The organism is Streptomyces odontomachi (assembly GCF_024435355.1).
Taxonomy (GTDB): Bacteria; Actinomycetota; Actinomycetes; order Streptomycetales; family Streptomycetaceae; genus Streptomyces; species Streptomyces odontomachi.
This window is the reverse complement of sequence record NZ_JAMJWG010000025.1, coordinates 120,771-144,834: the sequence shown is the minus strand read 5'-3', so window position 1 is coordinate 144,834 and position 24,064 is coordinate 120,771. Positions and strand designations below refer to the sequence as shown.

The 24,064-nt window shown below is 73.0% G+C and carries 16 protein-coding genes; 6 read left to right on the top strand and 10 right to left on the bottom strand.

Annotation, left to right across the window (positions count from 1 at the left end; translation table 11 throughout):
* Positions 1 to 5,391: type I polyketide synthase (locus NQO67_RS36640; RefSeq protein ID WP_255954774.1), on the top strand; the 5,391-nt coding region annotated here is incomplete at its 5' end.
* A 100-nt stretch (positions 5,392 to 5,491) separates the two neighbouring features.
* Here the strand turns inward: NQO67_RS36640 and NQO67_RS36635 are convergent.
* Entirely contained in the window at positions 5,492 to 7,846 is a 2,355-nt protein-coding gene (locus NQO67_RS36635) for an MFS transporter (protein ID WP_308295731.1), read from the bottom strand.
* A gap of 109 nt (positions 7,847 to 7,955) precedes the next feature.
* On the opposite strand from NQO67_RS36635, the gene NQO67_RS36630 reads away from it, so the two are divergent.
* Entirely contained in the window at positions 7,956 to 8,555 is a 600-nt protein-coding gene (locus NQO67_RS36630) for a TetR/AcrR family transcriptional regulator (protein ID WP_255954773.1), read from the top strand.
* Between the two features lie 86 nt (positions 8,556 to 8,641).
* Here NQO67_RS36630 and NQO67_RS36625 read toward each other — a convergent pair whose 3' ends face one another.
* A complete protein-coding gene (locus NQO67_RS36625) occupies positions 8,642 to 10,315 on the bottom strand; it encodes an FG-GAP-like repeat-containing protein (protein WP_255954772.1) in 1,674 nt (557 codons plus the stop codon).
* A gap of 200 nt (positions 10,316 to 10,515) precedes the next feature.
* Between NQO67_RS36625 and NQO67_RS36620 the strand changes: the two genes are divergently transcribed.
* From NQO67_RS36620 to NQO67_RS36610, 3 genes are all read left to right on the top strand, one after another.
* Positions 10,516 to 11,508, top strand: a complete 993-nt coding sequence (locus NQO67_RS36620; RefSeq protein ID WP_255954771.1) for a phosphotriesterase family protein — start codon at positions 10,516 to 10,518, stop codon at positions 11,506 to 11,508.
* Positions 11,509 to 11,584: 76 nt separating this feature from the next.
* A complete protein-coding gene (locus NQO67_RS36615) occupies positions 11,585 to 11,869 on the top strand; it encodes a DUF3311 domain-containing protein (protein WP_255954770.1) in 285 nt (94 codons plus the stop codon).
* A complete protein-coding gene (locus NQO67_RS36610; protein WP_255954769.1) occupies positions 11,866 to 13,377 on the top strand; it encodes a sodium:solute symporter family protein in 1,512 nt (503 codons plus the stop codon). Before NQO67_RS36615 ends, NQO67_RS36610 begins: the two co-directional genes overlap by 4 nt.
* On the opposite strand, the gene NQO67_RS36605 is transcribed toward NQO67_RS36610, so the two are convergent.
* From NQO67_RS36605 to NQO67_RS36570, 8 genes are all read right to left on the bottom strand, one after another.
* Positions 13,277 to 14,296 (bottom strand): DMT family transporter, encoded by a 1,020-nt coding sequence (locus NQO67_RS36605; RefSeq protein ID WP_255954768.1) that lies wholly within the window; start codon positions 14,294 to 14,296, stop codon positions 13,277 to 13,279. The genes NQO67_RS36610 and NQO67_RS36605 overlap by 101 nt on opposite strands.
* 276 nt (positions 14,297 to 14,572) lie before the next feature.
* Positions 14,573 to 15,751, bottom strand: a complete 1,179-nt coding sequence (metK, locus tag NQO67_RS36600; RefSeq protein ID WP_255954767.1) for a methionine adenosyltransferase — start codon at positions 15,749 to 15,751, stop codon at positions 14,573 to 14,575.
* A 304-nt stretch (positions 15,752 to 16,055) separates the two neighbouring features.
* Complete coding sequence (locus NQO67_RS36595) at positions 16,056 to 17,153, bottom strand: pyridoxal phosphate-dependent aminotransferase (RefSeq protein ID WP_255954766.1); 1,098 nt, start codon at positions 17,151 to 17,153, stop codon at positions 16,056 to 16,058.
* Positions 17,150 to 18,274, bottom strand: coding sequence for an iron-containing redox enzyme family protein (locus NQO67_RS36590; protein ID WP_255954765.1), 1,125 nt, complete (start codon positions 18,272 to 18,274; stop codon positions 17,150 to 17,152). Before NQO67_RS36590 ends, NQO67_RS36595 begins: the two co-directional genes overlap by 4 nt.
* 50 nt (positions 18,275 to 18,324) lie before the next feature.
* Positions 18,325 to 19,521 carry an alanine racemase gene (gene alr / locus NQO67_RS36585; RefSeq protein ID WP_255954764.1) on the bottom strand — a complete coding sequence of 399 codons (1,197 nt, stop codon included), beginning with the start codon at positions 19,519 to 19,521 and terminating at the stop codon, positions 18,325 to 18,327.
* Positions 19,518 to 20,696 (bottom strand): KamA family radical SAM protein, encoded by a 1,179-nt coding sequence (locus tag NQO67_RS36580; protein WP_255954763.1) that lies wholly within the window; start codon positions 20,694 to 20,696, stop codon positions 19,518 to 19,520. The genes alr and NQO67_RS36580 overlap by 4 nt, the downstream gene beginning before the upstream one ends.
* 56 nt (positions 20,697 to 20,752) lie before the next feature.
* Complete coding sequence (locus NQO67_RS36575; protein ID WP_255954762.1) at positions 20,753 to 21,733, bottom strand: C-terminal binding protein; 981 nt, start codon at positions 21,731 to 21,733, stop codon at positions 20,753 to 20,755.
* 360 nt (positions 21,734 to 22,093) lie between these two features.
* Positions 22,094 to 22,882: an MBL fold metallo-hydrolase gene (locus tag NQO67_RS36570; RefSeq protein ID WP_255954761.1), complete on the bottom strand. Its 789-nt coding sequence runs from the start codon at positions 22,880 to 22,882 to the stop codon at positions 22,094 to 22,096.
* Positions 22,883 to 23,005: 123 nt separating this feature from the next.
* Here NQO67_RS36570 and pip point away from each other — a divergent pair, with 123 nt between their 5' ends.
* Complete coding sequence (pip, locus tag NQO67_RS36565; RefSeq protein ID WP_255954760.1) at positions 23,006 to 23,971, top strand: prolyl aminopeptidase; 966 nt, start codon at positions 23,006 to 23,008, stop codon at positions 23,969 to 23,971.
* Positions 23,972 to 24,064: the final 93 nt, after the last annotated feature.

The following is a 24,064-nucleotide window of genomic DNA, read 5'->3' as shown; positions in this document are numbered from 1 at the left end:
ACCTGGGAGACCTTCGAGCGGGCCGGCATCGACCCGGGCACCGTGCACGGCAGCGACACCGGTGTGTTCACCGGGATCATGTACTACGACTACGGAACCCGCCTCGCCGACCGGGTGCCGGACGACCTCGAGGGCTACCTCAGCACCGGCAGCGCGGGCAGCGTGGCCTCCGGCCGGATCGCCTACACCTTCGGGTTCGAGGGCCCGGCCATCTCGGTGGACACCGCGTGCTCGTCGTCGCTGGTCGCCCTGCACCTGGCGGCGCAGGCGCTGCGGGGCGGCGAGTGCACGATGGCGCTGGCCGGCGGCGTCACCGTGATGGCGACGCCGACCACCTTCCTGGAGTTCAGCCGCCAGCGCGGGCTGTCCCCGGACGGTCGCTGCAAGTCCTTCGCGGGTGCCGCTGACGGGGTCGCTTGGGCGGAGGGCGCGGGCATGGTGCTGCTGGAACGGCTGTCGGACGCCCAGGCCAACGGCCACCCGGTCCTCGCCGTCATCCGCGGCTCCGCCGTCAACCAGGACGGCAGGAGCAGCCAGCTCACCGCCCCCAACGGCCCCTCCCAGGAACGGGTCATCCGGGCGGCGCTGGCGAACGCGGGACTGTCCACCGCCGACGTCGACGCGGTCGAAGCGCACGGCACGGGCACGACGCTGGGCGACCCGATCGAGGCGCAGGCGCTGATCGCCACCTACGGGCGGGACCGCGACCCGCTGCAACCGTTGTGGCTCGGGTCGCTGAAGTCGAACATCGGCCATGCGCAGGCCGCCGCCGGTGTCGCCGGTGTGATCAAGACGGTGGAGGCGCTGCGCCGCGGGGTGCTGCCGAAGACCCTGCACGTGGACGAGCCGTCCCCGCACGTCGACTGGGCGGACGGCGGCGTCGAACTGCTGACGCAGGAGCGCACGTGGCCCGAGACCGGACGTCCGCGCCGGGCCGCCGTCTCCTCGTTCGGCATCAGCGGCACCAACGCGCACGTGATCCTGGAGTCCGCACCCGAGGCGAAGACACCGGCCACGGACGCACCGACCGGGGCCGGTTCGGTGGTGCCGTGGGTGCTGTCGGCGAAGACGGAGCCGGCGCTGCGCGACCTTGCCGGCCGGCTGCACGGGTTCGTGTCCGGACGGCCCGAGCTACGGTCCGCCGACGTCGCGGCTGCGTTGCTCACCGGCCGCGGCGCCTTCGAGCAGCGGGCCGTGGTGCTCGGCGCCGACCGGGACGACGTCCTGACCGGACTCCGGGACCTCGCCGAAGGCACCGCTTCGCAGCGTGTCGTGTCCGGCCCGGTGCGGGGCGGGAAGCTCGCCGTGCTGTTCACCGGGCAGGGCGCGCAACGGCTGGGGATGGGACGCGAGCTGTATGCGGCCCACCCGGAGTTCGCGCGGGCCTTCGACGCGGTGTGCGAGGTCGTGGACCCGCACCTGGAGTCCCCGTTGAAGGAGGTGCTGTGGGGAGACCAGGGCGCGGGTGCCGGCGCCCGGCTGGACGAGACGCGGTACACGCAGCCGGGGCTGTTCGCGCTGGAGGTGGCCCTGTACCGGCTGGCGGAGTCCTTCGGGGTGCGGGCTGATGTGGTGGCCGGCCACTCCGTGGGCGAGCTGACCGCCGCTCATGTCGCCGGGGTGCTCTCCCTGGAGGACGCGGGCGTGCTGGTGGCCACCCGGGGCCGGTTGATGCAGGGCGCCCGCCCGGGCGGAGCCATGGTCGCTCTCCAGGCGACCGAAGAGGAGGTGCTGGCGCACCTCGCCGAGCAGCCGGGCGTGTCGATCGCGGCGCTCAACTCCCCGGACTCCACGGTGGTCTCCGGGGACGCGGACACCGTGGCACGCATCGCCGGGCACTTCGCCGAGCTGGGCCGTAAGACCCGGCATCTCCAGGTCAGCCACGCCTTCCACTCGCCGCACATGGACGGGGTACTGGAGGACTTCGAGAAGGTCGCGGCCGGGCTCACGTTCCGGGAGCCGTCGATTCCGGTGGTGTCGAACGTGACCGGGCAGGTGGCGACCGTCGACCAGCTGACCGACCCGGCGTACTGGAGCGGGCACGTCCGCCAGCCCGTGCGTTTCGCGGACGCGGTGCGCAGCCTGCACGCGTTCGGGGCGCGTACGTATCTGGAGCTCGGCCCCGACCCGGTCCTGACCGCGCTGGCCCGGACCACCCTGGACGGCGTCGACGAGGACGTGGCCGCCGTCGCTGCGCTGCGCGGCGAGCACCCCGAGACGCACACCTTCCTGGCCGCGCTCGCCGCGGCGCACGTGGGCGGCGTCCCCGTCGACTTCGAGCCGCTCGTGCCGGCCGCCGGAGCCGGGGTGGCGCCCGCGCTGCCGACGTATCCGTTCCAGCGTGACCGCTACTGGCTCTCGCCCACCCGGCCGGCCGGTGACCTCGGCAGCGCCGGGCTCGAGGCCGCCGGGCACGCCCTGCTGGACGTCGCCGTCGAACTGCCCGACGGGAGCCACCTCCTGACCGGGACGCTGTCCCTGGAACGGCACCCGTGGCTGGCCGAGCACACCGTGCTGGGCGGCCCCGTCCTGCCCGGGGCCGCGTTCGCCGATCTCGCCCTGCACCTGGCCGGCAGCTTCGGCTACGGGCAGGTGGCGGAGCTGGTCCTGGAACACCCGCTGGCGCTGCCCGAGCGCGGCGGCGTGGAGCTTCGGGTCCTGGTGGACGCGGTGGCGGACGCGGCCGGTGAACCCGAGCCCGGGGAACGGCCGTTCAGCGTGCACAGCCGCCTGCGGTCCGCGGACCGCGAGACGGGGGAGTGGGTCCGGCACGCCACCGGACGGCTCGCGGCGGACGAGCCGCACACCGCCGGGCGGCGGCCGGCGGAGCAGGCCGGCACCTGGCCGCCCACCGGCGCGACACCCGTGGACCTGACCGCGCTCTACGACGTCCTCGCCGACGTGGGCATCGGCTACGGCCCGGTGTTCCGCGGGCTGACCGCGGCCTGGACGCACGACGAGGAGCTGTACGGCGAGGTCGTGCTCGGCGACGACGTCGCACCCGACGGGTTCACCGTCCACCCGGCGCTGCTCGACGCGGCCCTGCATCCGATCGCCCTGACCGTGCCGGACGGCAAGGGCGACGACAACGCCTACGGCAACGACAAGGGTGACAAGGGCGACCGTGACGGCGCTGCCGGCGGCGGGCCGCGGCTGCGCCTGCCGTTCGCGTGGAGCGGGCTCGGCGCGCGGACGACGGGCGCCACGGTGCTGCGGCTGCGGATGTCGCCCACCGGCCCCGGCACCGTCGGGCTCACCCTCACCGACCCGGTGACCGGTGCGCACGCGCTGACCGCGGAGTCGGTGGCCGTCCGCCCGGTGGACCCCGCCCAGTTCGGCCCGGCGGGCGAGGAGCCGGCACCGCTGTACCTGGACTGGACCCCGATGCCGGCCGGCACCGCGCTGCCGGTCGCGGACAGCCGGTGCGGTGTCCTGGGCGCCGTACCGGACGCACTCGCCGGCCGGGCGCTCAGCACCTGGGCGGACCTGGACACGCTGGCCGCGGCGTACGGCGAGGCGAGCCAGCCGGCGGGCGCGGCAGCCGCGACGGGCGCACCGCACGCGGCGGGCACCGGAGCGGGCACGCGTGCGGACGGCACCGGGGCGCCCGACCCGGCGGTCCTCCCCGACCTCGTGTACTTCGCGCCGGGCGGTGCGCCGGGCGGCACGGCGGGCGACACGGCGGACGGCGGGCCGGTCGAGGCCGCGCACGGGGCGGCGCAGGAGGCGCTCGCGGTGCTGCGGGGCTTCGTCGCCGACGAGCGGCTGGCCGGGACGCGACTGGTGGTCCTGACCGAGGGCGCCCTCGCGGCGCGCGCCGGGGACACCGTGCCGGGGCTGGCGAACGCGCCGGTCTGGGGCCTGGTGCGGGCGGCGCAGTCGGAGAACCCGGGGCGGTTCGTGCTCGTCGACCACGACGGGACGACCGCCTCCTGGCAGAAGCTGCCGGCCGTGCTCGCCGGCGGTGCGGCGGCGCACGAGGAACAGTTCGCGCTGCGTGCCGGGGAGGCCTTCGTACCGCGGCTGGCCCGCGCGTCCGAGGCACCCGGCACCGGCCGGGCGCTGGACCCCGACGGCACCGTGCTGATCACCGGTGGCACCGGCACCCTGGGTGGGCTGCTCGCCCGCCACCTGGTCGGCACGTACGGCGCACGGCACCTGCTGCTGGCCGGCCGGCGCGGTCCGCAGGCCCCGGGCGCCGCGGAGCTCGTCGCCGAACTGGGTGCGTCGGGAGCCGAGGTCACCGTGGCGGCCTGCGACCTCACCGACCGGGACGCGCTCGCCGGGCTGCTGGCCCGGATCCCGGCCGCGCATCCGCTCACCGCCGTGTTCCACTCGGCCGGGGTGCTGGACGACACGACGCTGCCGTCGCTCACCCCCGAGCGGCTGGCGGGCGTGCTGCGTGTGAAGGTGGACGCCGCCTGGCACCTGCACGACCTCACCCGGGAGTCGGACCTGGCGGCCTTCGTGCTGTTCTCGTCGGCGGCCGGCACCGTCGGCGCACCCGGGCAGGCCAACTACGCCGCCGCCAACACCTACCTGGACGCGCTGGCCCAGCACCGCAGGGCCGGCGGCCGTCCCGGGCTCGCCCTCGCCTGGGGGCTGTGGGAGCAGGCCGGCGGGATGGCGGGCGGCCTCGACGGGCAGGACCGGGCCCGGCTGCGGCGCTCCGGCATCGCGCCGATGGGTGCGGAACTGGCCCTGCGGTGGCTGGACTCGGCGCTCGCCGCCGACCGCGCCACAGTGGTGCCGCTCCGCCTCGACGTGGCCGCCCTGCGCGCCGCGGGAACCGTCCCGGCGGTCTTCCGGAACCTGGTGCGCGCCCCGGTCCGCCGGGAGACCGCCGCCGGGCCGGCCGGCCGGGCCACCCTCCCGGAGCGGTTGGCGGGGCTGGCGTCCCAGGAGCAGTACGACCTGATCCTGGACACCGTCCGTGGCCAGATCGCCGCGGTGCTCGGCCATGGCACCCCGCGTGCCGTCGATCCCCGGCAGGGCCTGATGGAGATGGGCTTCGACTCGCTCACCGCCATCGAGCTGCGCAACGGCCTGGGAGCGGTCGCCGGTCTGAAGCTGCCCAGCACCTTCGTCTTCGACTACCCGACCCCGAAGGCGATCGCCCGGCAGCTGCACGAGCGACTGGGCACCGGCGACGCGGAGTCGGCGGCCGTGGACGAGACGGCACTGCGCCGCACCCTGGCCGCGGTGCCGCTGGACCGGTTCCGCGCCGCGGGGCTGCTCGAACCGCTGCTGAAGCTGGCCGGGTTCGCGGCGCCCGGGACAGCGCCGGCCGCCGATCCGACCGCCGGCGAGGCCGACGAGCCGGACGCGATCGACACGGCCGACACCGACGAGCTGATCCGGATGGCGCTCGCGGCCGACGGCATGGCGTGACGGAGCCCGTCGGCCCGCGTGGAGTGACGACACGTGGGCCGACGGCAGGTGGGCCGGACCCGTACGGGCCCGGCCCACCTGTGTGACCTGCTGGCGCGTCCTACTCGCCCTGGTGGACGAGTTCGATGTCATGGCTGTCGATCCGGCGCCCGGTGATGGTAAGACCGGCCGCCACCGGCGGGTAGCCGGCCGCCGTCACCGTGTACGCCCCGCCCTCCAGGTCGGAGAACGCGTACGCGCCGTCAGCGCCGGTCGTCGTCGTGGCGACCACGTTGCCGGAGGCGTCCGCCAGCGTGACCCGCGCACCGCTCAACGGGGTGCCCGCACCGCGCACCGTGCCCCGCACGTGCGCCCCGGACTGGAGCTCGATCTCGACCCGGGTGGCCCCGGTGCCGCCCACATCGACGGGTTGGGCGAGTGCCCGGTGGTGGGCCGAGTTGACCGCGAGGGTCACCGTGCCCGGCACCAGGTCGGGGATGGCGAACTCGCCCACGCCGTCGGTCTCCGTGGTGGCCAGCACGTCGCCGCGCGCGTTGGTCACGATGACCACGGCGCCGGGCACCGGGGTGCCGTCGTCCGCCGACCGCACCAGACCGGTCAGGCCGCTGGTGCCGCTCAGCTGGATGTCGTAGGTGAACGGCGCGTCGGAGACGAAGACCGTCAGTGCCTGGGGCTGGTAGCCGCCCGCCGAGGCGATGAGGACGTAGGAGCCGGAGGCGGGCGCGGACACGGTGTAGGCGCCGTCGCCCTCGGCGACCGACCGGCCCAGCTGGCGTCCCGTGGGCGAGATCAGCGTCACCGCGGCGCCGGGCACGGGCGTGCCGTCCGCGGTGTGGACGCGCCCGTCGATGCGGACCCCGCCGGCGAGTCCGTGCATCACGCCACCGACGTATCCGTTCACGCCGGTGCCGGCCGGCGGCGCCGGCTGGTCCTGGGCGGGCACGGGGGCGGTGCCGGGCGCGGGCTGCGCGGCGGTGGTCGTGCCGTCCGGCACGGGGGCCGGCGCCGTGGCCAGTGCCGCGGTCCGGGTCACGGCGGCCGGCTGGTGGCGCGGGATGAACGCGGCCAGCACCGCGGCGAGCACGGAGGCGCCGGCGCCGATCACCAGGACCGTGCGGAAACCGTCCTTGGAGGGCAGCTCGAAGGTGCCCAGCCTGATGGTCATCTGGGCCAGGATGACGCCGGCGACGGCGCTGGCGGTCGAGGTGCCGATGGACCGCATCAGGGTGTTGAGGCTGTTGGCAGCGCCCGTCTCGGACAACGGCACGGCGGCCATGATGAGCGACGGCATGGCGCCGTAGGTGAAGCCGATCCCGGCTCCGATGACGCAGGAGACCACCACCAGCTGCCAGACCTCGTCCATCAGCGCGATGTTCAGACCGTAGCCGAGGGCCACGATCAGGGCGCCGACGATCAGCGTGATCTTCGGGCCCTTGGCCTTCGAGAGGGCGGCGGAGACCGGGGCCAGGGCCAGCATCACCAGGCCGGACGGCGCCATGACCAGGCCGGCGGAGAGCAGCGACTGGCCCAGGCCGAAACCGGTCTCCTTGGGCATCTGGAGCAGCTGCGGCAGGACCAGGGACATCGCGAACATCGCGAAGCCGAGCGCGATCGAGGCCAGGTTGGTGAAGAGCACCTGGCGGCGCGCGGTGGTGCGCAGGTCAACCAGCGGCTCTTTGCTGCGCAGTTCGAAGACGCCCCACAGCAGCAGGATGACGACCGCCGCGCCGAACAGGCCGAGGGTGGTGCGGCTGCTCCAGCCCCAGTCGGCGCCCTTGGAGATCGCCAGCAGCAGGGACGACAGGCCGGCCGCCATCCCGATCGCGCCGACCACGTCGAACCGTCCACCCGTGCGCACCTGCGACTCCGGTACCAGGATCGGTACGAGGACGACGGCGATGAAGCCCAGGCCCGCCGAGGCCCAGAACAGCATGTGCCAGTCGAAGTGCTCGGCGATGACCGCCGCGGCGGGCAGTCCGAGCGCGCCGCCGACGCCGAGCGAGGCGCTCATCACGGCGGTCGCGGTGCTGAGACGTTCGACGGGGAGCTCGTCGCGCATGATGCTGATGCCGAGCGGGATCACACCGGACGCCATGCCCTGGAGGGCGCGTCCGACGATCATCGGCGGCAGGTTGTCGCTGAGCGCTGCGGTGACCGAGCCGGCCACCAGCATGATCAGGCTGATCAGCAGCATCTTGCGCTTGCCGAACATGTCGCCGAGGCGCCCCATCATCGGGGTGGCGACGGCGGCGGCGAGCAGGGTGGCGGTGACCGCCCAGGCGGCGTCGGACGCCGAGGCGTTCAGCAGGCGGGGCAGCTCCGGGACGATCGGGATGACCAGGGTCTGCATCGTCGCGACGACGATCCCACCGAAGGCCAGAACCGCCACGACAGCGTTCACCCGCGGCGCCGCGGGCATCCCCTCGCTGGAGGGGCGGGGAAGGGCATGGGACACGATCGGGCCTCCATAGGGCGATCAGCTCCGCGCCAGCCTCACAGAGACCTTCCCTTTGCGCAAGTTTTCCCCATGGGAAATTCTTCACTCTTCCCGTATGCTCGCCGTGATGAGCTCTGGCCTGCGTGAACGGAAGAAGGCGGCGACCCGGGAGGCGTTGCACGACGCCGCGGTACGCCTCGCCGCCGAGCGGGGCGTCGAGAACCTCACGGTCGAAGCCATCGCCGATGCGGCCACCGTCTCGCGGCGGACCTTCTCCAACTACTTCGCCAGCAAGGAGCAGGCGCTGATGCACCGCGACCGGGCCAGCATCGCCCGGCTCGTCGAGCACGTCCGCGCCCGCCCTGCGCACGAGACCCCGGCGACCGCTCTCGTCCACGCCGCGGAACAGCTCGCCGCGGGGCACACCACCGATCCCGTGCGGGAGGAACGGTACTGGGAGTTGCGCCGCCATCCCGCGCTCCTTGCCGAAATCGTTGCGACTTATGCCGCCGCCGAACAGGATCTGGCCGAGGCCGTCGCCCGGCGCCTCCCCGCCGGCGGCCCGACCGACCCGCTGCGCGCCCGCGTCATCGCGTCGACCTTCCTCGCCACCCTCCGCGTCGCCAGCCAGGCGGCCTCCGACCACCGCGACATGGACTACCGTGACCGCCTCTGCCGGGCCTTCGCCCATGCGCGGGAGGGATTCGCGGAGGGGGAGGCCGGCTAGCAAGGGGCGCGACGGACGCCGCGGACGCGAGAGCAAGGGGCGACGGGGCCGCGACGGCAGGACCGCGCCACCCGCCCGGCACCGCGTCACGAGTTGAAGTCCGCGCCGATCCAGTCCCAGTGCCCGGTGGGCGTGGACAGGGTGCGCGGGGTGATGTGGAGGGCGTTCCTTGTGGTCACCCCGCAGGCCGCGGACAGGAACTGCCAGGCCGCGCCGGAGACGTCATCGCGGGTCTCGGCGCCCTTGCCCTGCTGCGGGGCGCCGACGAGCAGGTCGGCCCGGCCGTCGTTGCCGGTGTCGACGAGCCTGACCGCCGCCCCGAACCTACCGCCGCTCACGGCGGCGCCCGCCACACCGCGGGTGCCCTCGCCGAGGGTCTGTGCGCCCTCCCCGGTCGGGCCGTGTGCTGTGCCGCGCATGATGACGACACGTCCCCGGTCGTCGTTCTCGTTCGGTACGCCGACGGCGAGGTCCGCCAGTCCGTCACCGTCGATGTCAGCCACGGAGAGGGCGGCGCCGAAGTCGTCGGACACCATCATGTCCCCGTCGGGCGTCTCCTCCTCCTCGGCGACTCCGGGGACACCGGGAGTGTCCTGGTTGTAGGTGGTGATGTGCCCGGTGTCGGGGCCGCTCCCGCCACCCGGCACGTAGACGACGGCGCCCGCCTTGATGTTCGGCACGTGATGTGCCCTGCCGTACCTGTCGACGTCCCCGTCCCCCGCCACTCCGCCGCCGTCGGCGTCGACGTACTGGAAGTCGTCGTCGGCGACGATGTCGTCGTATCCGTCGCCGTTCACGTCGCCGGTGGCGACGGTGCCGGCCACGTCCACACGGGAGCCGTCGGGCCTGGTCAGGAGGGTGCCAGAGGTGAGGCCTTGGTGGCTGCCCGGCCAGTGGACGAGGCCGTTGACGGTGCCGTCTCCGGTGCTGACGGCAGCGAGGTCGGTGATGCCGTCGCCGTTCGTGTCCCCGGCGGCCATGGTCCGGATGCCTCCGGCGTTCCTCGGTCCCCGCACGTCGTGTACGCCGCCGGCCGGTGTGCCGTCGCGGCCGAACGGACCGGTCAGGAGGCGCAGGTCGTCGTGGGACCCGATCCGGGTCGCCAGGTCCGGGGCGCCGTCGCCGTTGAAGTCGCCCGCCACGACCGTCCACCCGACGCCGTCACCCGGCTCTGCGCGGCTGGGCAGCGCGGCGGAACCCGACAGGCCGTGTGGGCCGCCCCAGACGACCGTGAGCGCCCCCGCGAACACCACGTTGTTGGTCCGGGGATCCACTGGTGAGTCCTCACCCCCGGAACCGACGACCAGGTCCGCGTACCCGTCGCGGTCGAGGTCGGCGGTGGTCACCGAGGTGCCGAAGCCGTCCCCGCGCTCGGCGGTTCCCACGATGCCGGGCCCGTTCTGGTGGATGAGCCGCTTCGACGAGGCACGCAGGCCGGAGGCCGAGCCGTACAGGACGGCCACGTACCCGGTGCCGAGTTCGGTCACCGGCACCTGCTTCAGGTGCTCGACCGTCGTGTTGGGGACGGGGAGGGCCACGTCGGAATAACCGTCGCCGTTGAAGTCGTCGTGGCGTGGCCCGTCAGGGTGCCGCGCGGAGGCGGACATGGTGCTCGTCGCGGGAGTGCCGTCGGCGCACCACCCGGGCAGGCCCTCCCCCGTTCCGGAGCCGGGCACGGAGACCGTGCAAGCAATCACCGACAGGCCCACCGTCAGCATCACCACCAGCCCACGGGCGTGTGCGGCTCCACGTGCGTCCATGTGCGTCCCTCGCCTTCCAGCCACTCCTTCTGTCTCTCGTCCGACCTGCCTGCGGGGGCCATGGATGCCCGCCTGCACGTAACGTTCCGTATGCGAACGGATAACGGGCCCGGCGGGGCGTGTGTACGCCTCGTCAGGAGCCCGTCGGCATCATTGCCCCGCCCCACCGTGCGCCCTAGATTGAAAGGGTGCTGGATGTCATGACCACCACAGGTCTGCTGGGGGCGGCACACCTGGGCACCGTCCTGCCCCATGAGCACTTGCTGTCCAACACGATCCGGGAGTACCGGGCCACCGGACTGCTCCATGACATGGCGGTGATGTCCGCCGAGGTCAGCGCCTTCGTGGCGGCGGGTGGCGGGACCATCGTGGACGTGACGCCCGCCGAGATCGCCCAGGGCGCGGCGCCGGATCCGCTCGGTGTCCTGGACGACCGGGCGAAGCGCAGGCGTCCGGCGGCGGACACCACGGGCACCCGGCCGGTCGCCAACGTCCTGGCGCTGGCGCGGCTGGCGGAGGAGACCGGCGCCCATGTGGTGCTCGGCACCGGGCACTACCGGGACCCGTACCTGGACCGCGACTGGTTCGACCGCACCAGCGCCGACGAGATCGCCGAGCTGATGGTCAGGGATCTCGAAGAGGGGTTTCCCGGCACGGCGGTCAGGGCGGGCGTCATCGGGGAGATCGGCGCCGAGCAGTGGTACGTCTCGGCGGCGGAGGAGCGCTCCTTCCGCGCCGCCGCCCGTGCCCAGCTGCGCACCGGCGTCATGATCACCACGCATGCCATGCGCTGGCCCGTCGGACTGGCCCAACTGGACATCCTGACCGCGGAGGGCGTGGACCCGCACCGGGTCGTCATCGGCCACTGCGACCTGGTGCCGTTGCCCGAGTACCACCTGGAGATCGCCCGGCGCGGTGCGTACGTGCAGTTCGACACCTTCCACCGGTGCACCGACGCGGGCCAGTTGCGGGCGCGTGTCGAGGCCATGGTGCGGCTGGTGCGGGCGGGGCACCTGGAGAAGGTCCTGGTCTCGCACGACGTGTTCCGCACCGACCACCTGCGCTCCTCGGGCGGCACCGGCCTTGCGTTCATCCCCGAACGGTTGCCCGGCGCGCTCACCGACGCCGGCCTGGACGCGGAAGAGGTGACACAGATTCTCACCGTCAACCCGCAGCGCGCGTTGGCAGGGTGAATTCGACCGGCACATCGGCCCCACCGACCTCCCCCACACCGCGATGGCGTGGGAGGTGCCCCCAGGAAGGCGGCTCATGACGCGCAGCATCGAAAGCGAACGTGGCAGCGGCGGCGGCAGCAGCGGTCACGGCAGCGGTAGCAAGGGATTGTTGATTCTCCGTGTGGTGCTCAGCGTGGTCCCGTTCCTCGGCATGTGCGGCGCCGTGCCGCTGGTCAACCAGGTGGAGCCCTACGTGCTCGGTATGCCCTTCCTGGTCTTCTGGATCGGCGCCTGGACGGTGCTGACCAGCGTCTGCATGGGGCTGGTCCACCTGCTCGCGCCCGCTGCGACAGTGGCCGACGAAGGCCGGCGGTCATGAACGCCGGCCTGGTCTGCATGGCCGCCGTCTGCCTGGTGGCCCTCGTCATCGCGCTGCTCAGCCGCTCCCGGAACGTCGACCTGGAGCAGTGGTCGATCGGCGGCCGGCGGTTCGGCGCACCGTTGATCTTCCTGCTGCTGGCCGGTGAGATCTACACGACGTTCGCGTTCCTCGGCGGCAGCGGCTGGGCCTACGGGCAGGGCGGTGCCGCCCTGTACGTGGTGGCCTACTCGCCGCTGGCCTACGTGGTGTCCTACTGGCTGCTCCCGGTCGTCTGGCGCTATGCGAAGGCCACCGGAGCCATCTCCCAGTCCGACTTCTTCACCAGCAAGTACGACAGCCCCGTGCTCGGCGTGCTGGTCACCGTGATCGGCGTCGGCGCGATGATCCCCTACATGACGCTCCAGCTCCAGGGCATCAGCATCATCGCCTCCGAGGCGTCCTACGGCCGGCTCGGCCGCACCCCCGCCGTGCTCATCGCCTGCGCGCTGCTGGTGGCGTACGCGGTCGCCGGCGGTATGCGGGGTGCCGCGCTCAACGCCGCCATCAAGGACATCCTCATCCTGGCCACCGTCATCGCGCTGGTCGTCTACCTGCCGCACCACTACTTCGGCTCCTGGGAGGGCATGTTCCGGGCCGTGCAGCTGAAGGACCCCGGGCACGCCACGCTGCGGGTGGCCACCGGACACGGCGTCACCTGGTTCATCTCCACCGTGACGATCAGCGCGATCGGGTTCTTCATGTGGCCGCACCTGTTCACGGCGTCGTTCGCGGCCCGCAACGAGCAGACGTTCCGGCGCAACGCGGTGCTGCTGCCGCTGTACAACCTGATGCTGCTGTTCGCCCTGCTGGTCGGCTTCACCGCCTTCGCCCGGATCCCCGGTCTGTCCGGCACCGATCAGGACCTGGCGCTGCTGCGGCTGGTCAAGGACGCGCTGCCGCCGTGGCTGGTCGGACTGGTCGGCGCCGCCGGGCTGCTGACGGCGCTGGTGCCCGGTGCGGTGCTGGCCACCACCACCGGGACCCTGCTCGCCAACAACGTGTACCGCCCGCTGCGCCCCGGCACCGGTGACCGGCAGCTCGCCGGCGTCGCACGCGGTGCGGTCGTCCTCGTCGTCGCGGCCGCCGCGCTGCTGGTGTTCTACGGCGGCTCCACGCTGGTCAGCCTGCTCATCGTGGGCTACTCCTACATCGTGCAGCTGCTGCCGGCCCTGCTCACCAGCCTGTTGCCGCGCAACCCGCTGGAGCGCTGGGGCGCCGGCGTCGGCGCCGTGGTGGGCGTCGTCGTCGCCAGCCTCTTCGCCTTCAACGCGGTGACGGTGGCGGACCTCCAGAAGGTGCTGCCCACCGAGCTGGCCCAGCTCAACAGCGGGGTCTTCGCGCTCGTGGCCAACGTGCTGGTGGCCTTCACGGTGTCCGGCGCGATGCTACGGAGTCGTCGCTCCCGGCCGTCGCCCCGGCCGCAGCCGGCGCCGGAGCAGCAGGTACCCGGGTCCGCTGCGCCATGAGGACCGTGCCACCGACCCCGAGGCCGACCAGCAGCATCACGCCGTTGAGCGGCTCGTCCAGCAGCAGGCTGGCGAACAGCATGGTGAGGATGGGCTGGAGCAGCTGGATCTGCCCGACCTTCGCCACCCCGCCCGCGGCGAGCGCCCGGTACCAGCAGAAGAAGGCGATCAGGGAGCTGCCCACCGCCAGGTAGAGGAAGGCGCCGACGGTGCGCCAGGTCAGCGACGCCTCCGACGGCAGGCCGGTGACCAGCACGATGGCGAGGACGGCGGGGAACCCGATGATCAGCGACCAGCAGGTGACCAGCCAGCCGGGCGCTTCACGGGACAGCACCCCGCCCTCCGCGTACCCCAGCGCGCACAGCAGCACCGCCAGGATCAGCTCCACATCACCGGCGCCGAACTGGCTGTCGGCGCCCAGCGCCAGGTAGCCGGCGATGAGCGCGGTGCCGGCGCCGCACCACGCCCAGAAGACCAGCGTGGGCTTCTCCCTGGCCCGCGCCGTCGCCATCACGGCGGTGGCGGCGGGCAGGAAGGCGATCATCACGGCCGCGTGGCTCGCCGAGACCGACTTGAGCGCGTGCGCGGTCAGCAACGGGAAGCCGACGACCGACCCGATGGCGACGACGACGACCGACACGAGCGAGCGCCGGGGCGGGAACACCGGACGGCGCAGCACCACGAGCAGCAGCACCGCGATCAGCGCCGCCAGCAGGGCCCGCCCCGGCCCCACCAGCTCCGGACCGAACGCGGGCACGGCGTACCGGGTGACGGGGAGGGTGAGGCTGAAGCCGACCACGCCGGCCAGACCGAGACCCTGGGTGCTCAGGGTGCTCAACCCCGCCTCGCTGCCCGCCGACCCGTCCGTGTCGCCGTCGGCCCGCCCGTTCGTGCCGGAGTTCCCGCCCGCGTCGCTCATAGGTCTCCCTTACTGTGCTGTCGTGTCACCGGACCGGGCCTGGAGCTACTCAGGTTTCCCGCGCGATGCCCGCGCCGGTCACCCGACTGGCCCGTTTTTCCGGCTGGGGGTCCGGGGGTCATCCCCCGGGACATGCAGTCGGCCGGGGGTCCGGGGGTCATCCCCCGGGACATGCAGTCGGCCGGGGGTCCGGGGGTCATCCCCCGGGACATGCAGTCGGCCGGGGGTCCGGCCCGTCGCGGAGCGATTGTGGACCACAGCGTCCCCCGGGAAAACTCAGTGTGCCGTGGTGTCACCGAAATGGGCCTGGAGGTCCGCGGCCAGGCCGGTCCCGTCCCAGGGGAAGGCCGTGTCGAGCCGGCCGAAGTGGCCGTAGGTCGCCGTCGGCAGGAACGCCACCTTGCGCAGCCCCAGCCGTTCGATCACGGCCTCCACCCGGAGGTCTACCAGGTTCGGCAACGCCTGCGCGACCTGCGCCGCGCCGATGCTCCCGGTGCCCAGGAAGTCCACGTCCACCCAGACCGGCAGCGGCTCGCCGATGGCGTAGCCCAGGCCGACCCGGCAGCGCCGGGCCAGCCCGGCGGCCACCAGGTTCACCGCCAGGTACCGGGCCGCGTACGCGCCCGAGCGGTCGACCTTGGTCGCGTCCTTGCCCGAGCAGCACCCGCCACCGTGCCGCACCAGGCCGCCGTAGGCGTCCACCATCAACTTGCGGCCCGTCAGGCCCGCGTCGGCCGAAGGACCGCCCACCACGAACGTGCCGGCCGGGTTCACGTACACCCGGGCGGGAGCGACGCCGCGCTCGCGCAGCGCCGGGCCCACCAGCTTCTCGGCGACCATCCCGGTCAGCTCGTCGAGGCCCAGCTCGGCGGGGTGCTGTGCGGAGACCACCACCACGGCCTGCTGCCCGGTGCGTTCGTCGGCCGCGCTGCCGGAGAGCTGGACCTGGACCTTGCCGTCCGGGCCGAGCAGCCGGGCACCGTCGTCGTCGCGCGTGGTGCTGACGCGCCGTGCGATGTCGTGCGCCAGCACGCAGCTGAGCGGCATCCGTTCCGGGGTCTCGTCGGTCGCGTAGCCGTAGACGATGCCCGAGTCACCGGCACCGCCCTCGTCGACCCGGTGGGCGATCTCCGGCGACTGCCGGTCCAGCAGCAGGCGTACCTCGCTGCGCTCGGCCGACAGGCCGTGCCGTGCCTCGTCGTGGTAGCCCACCCGATCCAGCACCCCGCGGACGGTGGCCTCCACGTCCACGTCGGCGGTGGAGGTGATCTGCCCGGTGGCCACCACGGTTCCCCGGGTGACCAGCACCTCGCAGTTGACCCGCGCGAACGGGTCGGTGGCGAGGAAGGCGTCCAGCACGCTGTCCGATATCTGGTCGGCGACCTTGTCGGGGTGCCCGGGGCACACCGATTCGGCGATCTGCACTGCGGTCGGCTCGGCGGAAGGCTGAACCATGCGGACTCCTCGGCTTAGGGCCTGTCCGGCGGATCAGGCCGCATTCGGGTAACGGTTCCCTTATCGGTGCACGTGAGCGGGGTCTGGTGCTCCCCCACTGCCCTAAAGGCGTGGGAGGTGCCCCCATGCTGCAAGGCGGAGGAGGGCGTCGACGCGGAGCGACGGGGGTACCTCCCTGCTCGAACGAAGTTGAGAGCTTGGGGGAAACCGACGACAACGCCGCTGGGGGTACCTCCCACGCCTTTAAGGCAGTGGGGGAGGGCGTGCCAACCCCGCGACCGCGGCAAGATCCGCCGGACAGGCCCTAGGGGGAGACGGGGGAGGGACGGACACCGCTGCGTGCGACGGCGTCCAGGACGAGGGCACGTTGGCGGGCCGGACCGACGCTGATCCGCAGGCAGTCGGTCAGCCCCGGTGCGGCGGCCAGCTGCCGTACGAAGACGCCGAGCGCCTGCAACTCCTCGGCGAGCCGCTTGGCGTCGGCCGGCGAGGGCAGCCGCACCGTCACGAAGTTGGTGTGCCCGTGCAGCACGGTGAACCCCAGCTCGTCGAAGGCGGTGGCGTAGTGCGCCCGGCCGGCGGCGGTCTCGGAGAGCACCCGGGTGAGGTGCTCGCCGGCGTCGAGCGCGGCGAGCGCCGCGGCCTCCGCGATCCGGCCCACCACGTAGTGCTCGGCACCGTCCGCGAGCGCACGGACCAACCTGGGCTGGCCGACCGCGTACCCGATCCGCAGCCCGGCCAGCGCATACGCCTTGGAGAACGTGCGCAGCCACAGGATGCGACGGGACGCCAGGTCGTCGGCGGTCAGCTGGGTGGCCGGGTCGGCGTGTGCGGCGTATTCGGCGTAGGCGCCGTCGACGACCAGCACGGTGTGTTCCGGCAGTTCGTCCGCCAGCGCCAGCAGGGCCGTCCGGCCGTGCAGGGCGCCGGAGGGGTTGTCGGGGTCGGCGATGTAGACGACGTCGGCCCGCCTGCGGTGCGCGCACTTCACCAGCGCCCGCAGGTTCGGCGCGTCCGACAGGTACGGCACCTGGTGGACCTCAGCCCCGGCGGCATGGGCGAAGTAGCCGAAGGTCGGATAGGTGGCGTCGCTGGTCACCGCGTCCCGTTCGGGACCCAGGAAGGTACGGCAGACCTGGCCGATCAGACCGTCCACGCCGGAGCCGATCCGGATGCCGTCCGGGGACACCCCGAGCCGGCCGGCGAGCCGCTCGCGCAGCACGAGGTGGTCGCAGTCGGGGTAGCGGTGCACCTCGGCCGCCGCCGCCGCGATGGCCTCGACCACCTCGGGGGCGGGCCCGAACTCGTTCTCGTTGGTGCTCAACCGTTCCCTGGCCTGCCGGCCGACGGCACGCTCGGTCATCTCCAGGGAGGGAAACGGGTTCTCCACGTCCGCGCTCACTCGGGTCCTTCCGTCGCCGCTCCGGGGCTCGCAGCGGTGCCTGGGTCGCCGAGGCCGAGCCGTTCGGCGAGGTACTCGTTGTAGCGGCGCATGGCGAGCATCCGCAGCGCGCCACCGGTGATCAGCTCGATGCCCGCGTCGGGTTCCGCGGCCACGATGGGCAGGATGACGCCGTCCAGCCACTCGGGCCCGTGCTCGGCGTCGCCCTCGATGTGGCTGTGGAAGAACTCGAAGTCCTCCGACCCGGTGTAGCCGTGCCGCTCCAGGCCCTTGACCACCGCGGCGTCACGGTCCACGTCGAACAGCTCGGGCATGGCGAGGCTGCCGAGCGCCTTGAAGTAGTGCCGGCGGTTGCAGGCGAGCACGAAGTACAGGTTGTGGCCGGCGTAGGGCCGCCAGTCCTCCCACGGGGGGACGTCCGGGAGCGACAGCGACAGGGTGCGCAGGCCCCGGGTGAACTGGAGGGTGTGGGCGCGGTGTTGGGTGCCCTCGCCGCACTCGTCCCACATGTGCTGGCTGATCTCGTGCTTGACGGTCTCCATGAAGTGCGGCTGGGCCAGCACGAGGGCGTCGTAGAAGCGGTAGTTGAGGTAGCCGTCGGCCTGGATGAAGCGGGCCAGCTGGTCCAGCGTTGCCCGCTCGGCCAGCGCGGTCTCCACCGTGCGGTCCAGCGCGTTGCGCTGCTTGGCCTCGGTCAGGAACCAGTCCCGCACGAAGTCCGGGCGGGTGGCGTCCCCCTCGGGCGGCAGCCGGTCGGTGATCTCCTCGACGTCGCCGCGCAGCACCGCGTCCTCGTAGATCGAGCGGAACGCGTTGAACCAGGCGCTGCGCTCGTGCACGGCGGGGCCCAGCGGGTGGCCGAGCACGGCCTCGTAGACCGTGTACGCGCTGCGGTGCACGTCGAGCAGGGCGTCCTCGTCGCCACCGCGCAGCCCGAGGTCGAGGCGCTCGCGGAGGGTGGCCAGCAGGGTCCGGTGGTGCGGGTTGAGTTCCAGCGGCTCCGTCGGGCCCCGCAGGCTCTCGCCCAGCAGGCTCTCCACCGACCCCGGCGGGACCTGATCGGCCGAGCGCAGCACGCCGGCACGGGGCGGGACGCGTTCCAAGGACAGGTCGTCGATCACGGCATTGCTCCCTTGATCACTTGTCTCCCCGATGTCTTCACCCGATGTGTTCACCTGATGTCCGCCACGGAATCGTCGAGCCGTACCGGCATCCGCAGCGTCGCGAGCAGTTCGTACAGGCTCAGGTTCAGCTCGGCGGCGACCTGCTGGGCGGTGCGTGCCGCGCCGCGGCCGTCCGGCTCGGACCCGATGAAGGTCATCCAGTCGCCGGGGCGCGCCCCGGGCGCGTCGGTCACATCGAACTGGGTGCAGTCCATACCGGGCCGGCCCACCATCGGGCAGCCGCGTCCGTGCAGCAGCCCCGTGAACCCGGCGGGCGCCCCGGCCAGGCCCCGCGAGAAGCCGATGGCCACGGAGGCGACCCGGCGGCCGGGTGCGACGGCGGCGACCCGGTCGTAGCCGAGGCCCTCCGCACGGGTGAGCGTGACGACGTCGAGCACCCGGGCCCGCACGGTGACGGCCGGGCGCAGCCGGTGCAGCCCGGAGCCGTCCCAGCCCGGCAGGGACCGGCCGGCCGGCACGAGCAGCCCGTACAGCCCGATGCCCGGGCGCACCCAGTCGGTGCCGTGCAACGCCGCCGGGTGCAGCACCCCGTGGGTCGCCGCAAGACTGGCCGCGACGCCCGCACCGAGCACCGCACGCACCCGCTCGAGGCGGGACGCGAACGTGGCGGCCTGCTCGACGGTCTCCGCCGCGTCGTGCGCGGAGCTCGACAGGTGCGCGAAGAACCCGGTCACGAGCACCGCGGGGCGTGCCTGGCGCAACCGGTCGAGCACCGCGTCGAAGTCCCGCTCCTCGCGCGGCCCGAAACGGTTGAAGCCGACATTGGCCCGCAGCCACACGCGCACGGGTGCCCCGCGCCGCTGCGCCACCGCCTCGTGGCGTGCCACCTGCTCGACGGTGGCGACCGCCGGCGTCAGCCGGTACCGGGCGCACGCCTCGGCGTTCTCGTCGACGTCGACGTCCATCACCAGCAGCGGCGCGGTGCTGCCGTGCTCCCGCAGCGCGACGCCTTCGGCGACGGTGTCCACCGCAAGCGCGTCGACGCCCGACGCCACCAGCAGCTCACCGACCGCGGGCGCGCCGAGCCCGTACGCGTCGCCCTTGACGACGGCCATGATCCGCCGGCCGCCGGCGGCCGAGCGCAGCACGGTCACGTTGTGGCGGATCGCGTCGCCGGAGACGGTCTTCGCCAGCCGGGCCGCGGCCAGCAGGGCCGGGGAGGAGCGGACCGCGGTCTCGGTCATGCCCGGTCCCGGTCCGGGTAGTGGACCCGCTTGCCCTGCCAGTTGACCAGCTCCAGCACCCGGTAGCCGTGGTCGTCGACGGTGTGCCGCGGGTAGCCGTCCGCCGCGTCGATGTCGACCAGGGGCACCGTGTACTTGCCGGTGGAGTGCGGCAGGACGTACTCGGGGACGGCCGGGTTGGAGATGTGCCGCTTCAGCGAGCGCACCAGTTCCACCCCGCGCTGCACCGGCACGTGGAAGCACTCGGACTCCGGGCTGTGCGGCATGAAGTGGTACAGGTAGCCGGCGTGCACGCCGCGCCGGTACAGCCCCATGCACAACCGGCGCAGGGTGGCCGGATCGTCGTTGACCCCGGCCAGCAGCGGGACGTTGGCGAAGATGATGGGCACGGCCTCATGCAGCCGTCGCACGGCCGTGTCGAACGCGCGGCTGAGCTCGTGCGGGTGGGTGATGTGCAGGCCGATCGCGGTCACGTCGTGCCGGGCCAGTACCGCGACGAGTGCGGGGTCGACCCGGTAGGGGTTGAACGTCAGCGCACGGGTGTGGATGCGCAGGATCAGGTCGGGGCGGGCCTGCCGCGCCTCGTCCAGCAGGGCGTCTATCTGCTCGTTGCCGTGCATGAGCGGCTCGCCGCCGCTCAGGATGATCTCCTCGACCTCCGGGTGCTGCACCAGGTAGGACAGGGTGTCCCGCCAGTGGTCGTGGTCGAAGGTCTCCTTCGACGAGTCCTTGTCGAGGGTGCGCAGCGCCTCGTAGCAGAACTGGCAGTAGGCGTGGCAGACGTTCGCGTAGCGCACGATCAGGCGGTTGTCGTACTTGCGCTGCGCGATGGGGGTCACCATCTCGTGCGCGAGTTCCCAGTTCTCGGTCTTCCCGTCGTAGCGGTACGGGTCGTCGCTGCTGTCCTCGTCGAGCGGGGCGACCTGCCGCCACAGCGGGTCCTCGGCCAGCGGTGCGCCGGTGTCGGGGTCCTTGTCGATGAGGCTCAGGTAGTACGGGGTGACCTGGAACCTCCTGCTGACGGTGTGCTGGTCGATGCGCTCCAGTAACTCCCGGTCGCAGCGCGGGAAACGCTGCTCGAACTGCCGTGAGGTGCGTACCGCGTTGCGCTGCTGCCACCGCCAGTCGTTCCAGGGTTCGCTGGTGGTGTTCGGCGTGATGATGTTGCTGGTCATCCTGGTTTCCTAGGGGTATGGGTCGAGCGTGTGGGGGGGGTGGGGCGGCCGGGAGGTCAGGCCACGGGGAACGCGGAGGTGACCGGAGCGCCGGTGATCATCTGGAGCACTGCTTCCGCGGCCCGGGTGCGCAGTTCGGCCATGGACTCGACCGAGTAGAAGGCGGCGTGCGGGCTGAGCAGTGCCCGTTCATGGCTCCGCAGCCACTGCGGGATCGCCGGCTCACCCTCCACCACGTCGAGGCCGACGTGGGCCGGCCGCTCCTCGGCGAGCGCGGCACGCAGCGCGGCGACGTCGATCAACCCGCCCCGTGCCGTGTTGAGCAGGATCGCGCCCTGCTTCATCTGGTGCAGTCGCACCCCGTCCAGCAGGTGCCGGGTGTCCGGCGCGAGCGGCACGTGCAGGCTCACGACGTCGGACTCCCGGAGCAGTTCGTCGAGCTGGTGCCGGCGCTCGATGCCGAGGGCCTTCTCGACGCCGGGGTGGTTGTACGGGTCGTGGAAGACCACCCGGATGCCGAACGCGGCCGCCCGCTGTGCCACCGCGAGCCCGATGCGGCCCAGGCCGACGACTCCCCACACCATGCCCCGCAGCCGGCGCGGCGCACCGATCACCCGCCAGTCCCACCCGCCGTCGCGCGCATGCTCCTGGAGGCCCTGCAAGCGACGTGCCAGGGCGAGGAAGAGCGCCAGCGTGTGGTCGGCGACCTCCTCGGTGCCGTAGTGCGGGACGTGGTAGACGGCGATGCCGTTGGTGCGGGCCGCGTCGGTGTCGACGTGGTCGTAGCCGACGCTCGCGCACACCACGGCGCGGCAGGTCTTGTTCCGCTCGAAGAAGGCCGCGTCCAAGGAGACCCGGTGCCAGAGGATGAGGTACTCCGCGTCGAGGTCGTGCAGGCGATCGCGTTCGTCCTGGGCGACGATCAACGGGTGGACCTCGCCGCGTGGCGCGATGATCTGCTCTTCCAGGTCGGTGGTGGTGACGTACCCCGCGCCGGGAGCATCGACCACCGCGACGGACGGATTGTCTCGGTACATGGGCATCGCCCCCGAAGCGCCGCTGGTGCCGCGCACACGGCACCCCTGGTACTGCATTTTCCCGGGGGACGACCCCCCGGACCCCCAGCCGGAGAAGCAGGCCAGCCGGGGCGACCGGCGCGGACATCACGCGGGAAACCTGAGTAAACGCGCAATGCACCGACGGTCGCACGGGTATCGCCGCTGGCCTAGGCTTCCTTTCAGCCGCTCCACGAACGGTGTGTCGAGCGGGATCGGCGCAGGTCATGCCGGGCCAGCAGGGTGTTCGTGGCGGGCCGGGACGGCTGCCGGGGCAAACCGCCTGATGATCACGGCCGATAACCGAGCCTTGACATCGTCGCGTGACGGCCATGACGGCCGTCAGGAGCCGGTTGCACTCCGGCCGATCGGGAAAGTGGCACCGGGGGCGGCGTACTCGACGGGACCGTCGAACCGCGCCGCGGCACGCGCGACCGCCTGCTGCGGGGTGAGGGAGCGTCCGACGTGCGTGACGACCAGCCGGCCCGCGCGGGCCGCACGTGCCGTCTCGCCGGTGTCCTCCGGAGTGTGGTGCACCTGCTCGTCGTCGACCGGCGCCCGATCGCTCTCGGCCTCGCACAGCAGCACGTCGCAGCCGGCGGCCAGTTCGGTCAGGCTCGGGCAGGGCGCCGTGTCCCCGGAGTACACCAGCGACCCGCCGGCCGCCTCGACGCGCAGGGCGAAGGCCGGGATGCCGTGCGCCACCGCCCGGCTGGTGAGCGTCAGCGCGCCGACCCTCACCCGGTGGCCGTCGTGCAACTCGGTGACCGCGAAGGCGGACTCGACGGGGCTGCGGGCCGGGGTGTTGGTGAGGAAGCCGGCCAGCCGGTCGGCGGTGCCCGGCGGGCCGTAGAGGGGGATCGGCGCCGCGCGCCGGATGTCCGCGTACAGGACGCCGTAGTACGCCGTGAGCAGGTCGGCGCTGTGGTCGGCGTGCAGGTGGGAGATCCAGATCGCGTCGAGCCGGTCCAGCCTCACGTGGCGCTGGAGCGGGCCGAGGGTGCCGCTGCCCGCGTCCACCCAGACGTGGGTGTCACCACCGGACACCAGATAGCCGGAGCACGGGTTGTCGACGGCCGGGTACGGCGTCGCGGACCCGAGGACGGTGAGAGCCAGCAGCTCAGGAGCCATCCCGGGATTCTAGGCCGGTCGTCGGGTGCAGGGCGCGGCGCGGAAACTCGGGCGACATCGCCGCAACCCTCCCCTAGCCTCGCGAGGTTGTGCCGCCCGCCCGCCTTTCCCCAGGAGACCGCCATGGCCGAGCCCTTCCCGCCCATCGATCCCCACGCGCAGGGCCTCCTCGACGTCGGTGGCGGCAACGAGATCCACTGGGAGGAGAGCGGCAACCCGCAGGGGAAGCCGGCCCTGGTCGTGCACGGGGGACCGGGCAGCGGAACATCACGGGGCAGGGCCAGGCTGTTCGACCCCGAGGCCTACCGGATCGTGCAGGCCGACCAGCGGGGCTGCGGCCAGAGCCGGCCGCACGCCTCCGACCCGACCGTCGGCCTCGAGCACAACACCACCGACCACCTCATCGCCGACATGGAACGGCTGCGCGCGCACCTGGGCATCGAACGCTGGCTGCTGTACGGCGGTTCCTGGGGATCGACGTTGATCCTCGCCTACGCCGAGCGCCACCCGGAGCGGGTCTCCGAGATCGTCATCTCGGGTGTCACCATGACCCGGCCCGAGGAGACCGACTGGCTCTACCACGGCGTGGGACGCCTGCTGCCCGGCGCCTGGGAGGCGTTCCGTGACGGCCTTCCGGAGGCGGACCGGGACGGCAACCTCGTGGTGGCCTACGGACGGCTGGTGAACAGCCCCGACGCGGCGGTCCGGGCCAGGGCGGTGCGGGACTGGCTGGCGTGGGAGGACGCCGTCATCGCCCACGAGGCACTCGGCCACCCGGGCGCCTACGGCAACCGGCCCGACGACGCGGCGATGGCGTTCGTCCGGATCTGCGCGCACTACTTCGGGCACGACGCCTGGCTGGCGGACGGCCAACTGCTGCGGGAAGCGCACCGGCTGGCCGGCATCCCCGGAGTGCTGATCCACGGCCGGCTCGACCTGGGCAGCCCGCTGAAGACCGCGTGGGAACTGGCGAAGGCCTGGCCCGACGCGGAGCTGAAGGTGATCGACGACTCGGGGCACACCGGCAGCCCCTCGATGCAGCAGGTGATCCTGGAGGCGCTCGCACGCTTCGGCGGATACGGCGGATGACGGGTTGCGCTCCGTGACCGGGGCGGCGAAGCAGTCGGGCGGGCAGGGCCGGCCGGTGCCGGGCGGACGTCGCCGTCCGTGCCGGTCGGCCCT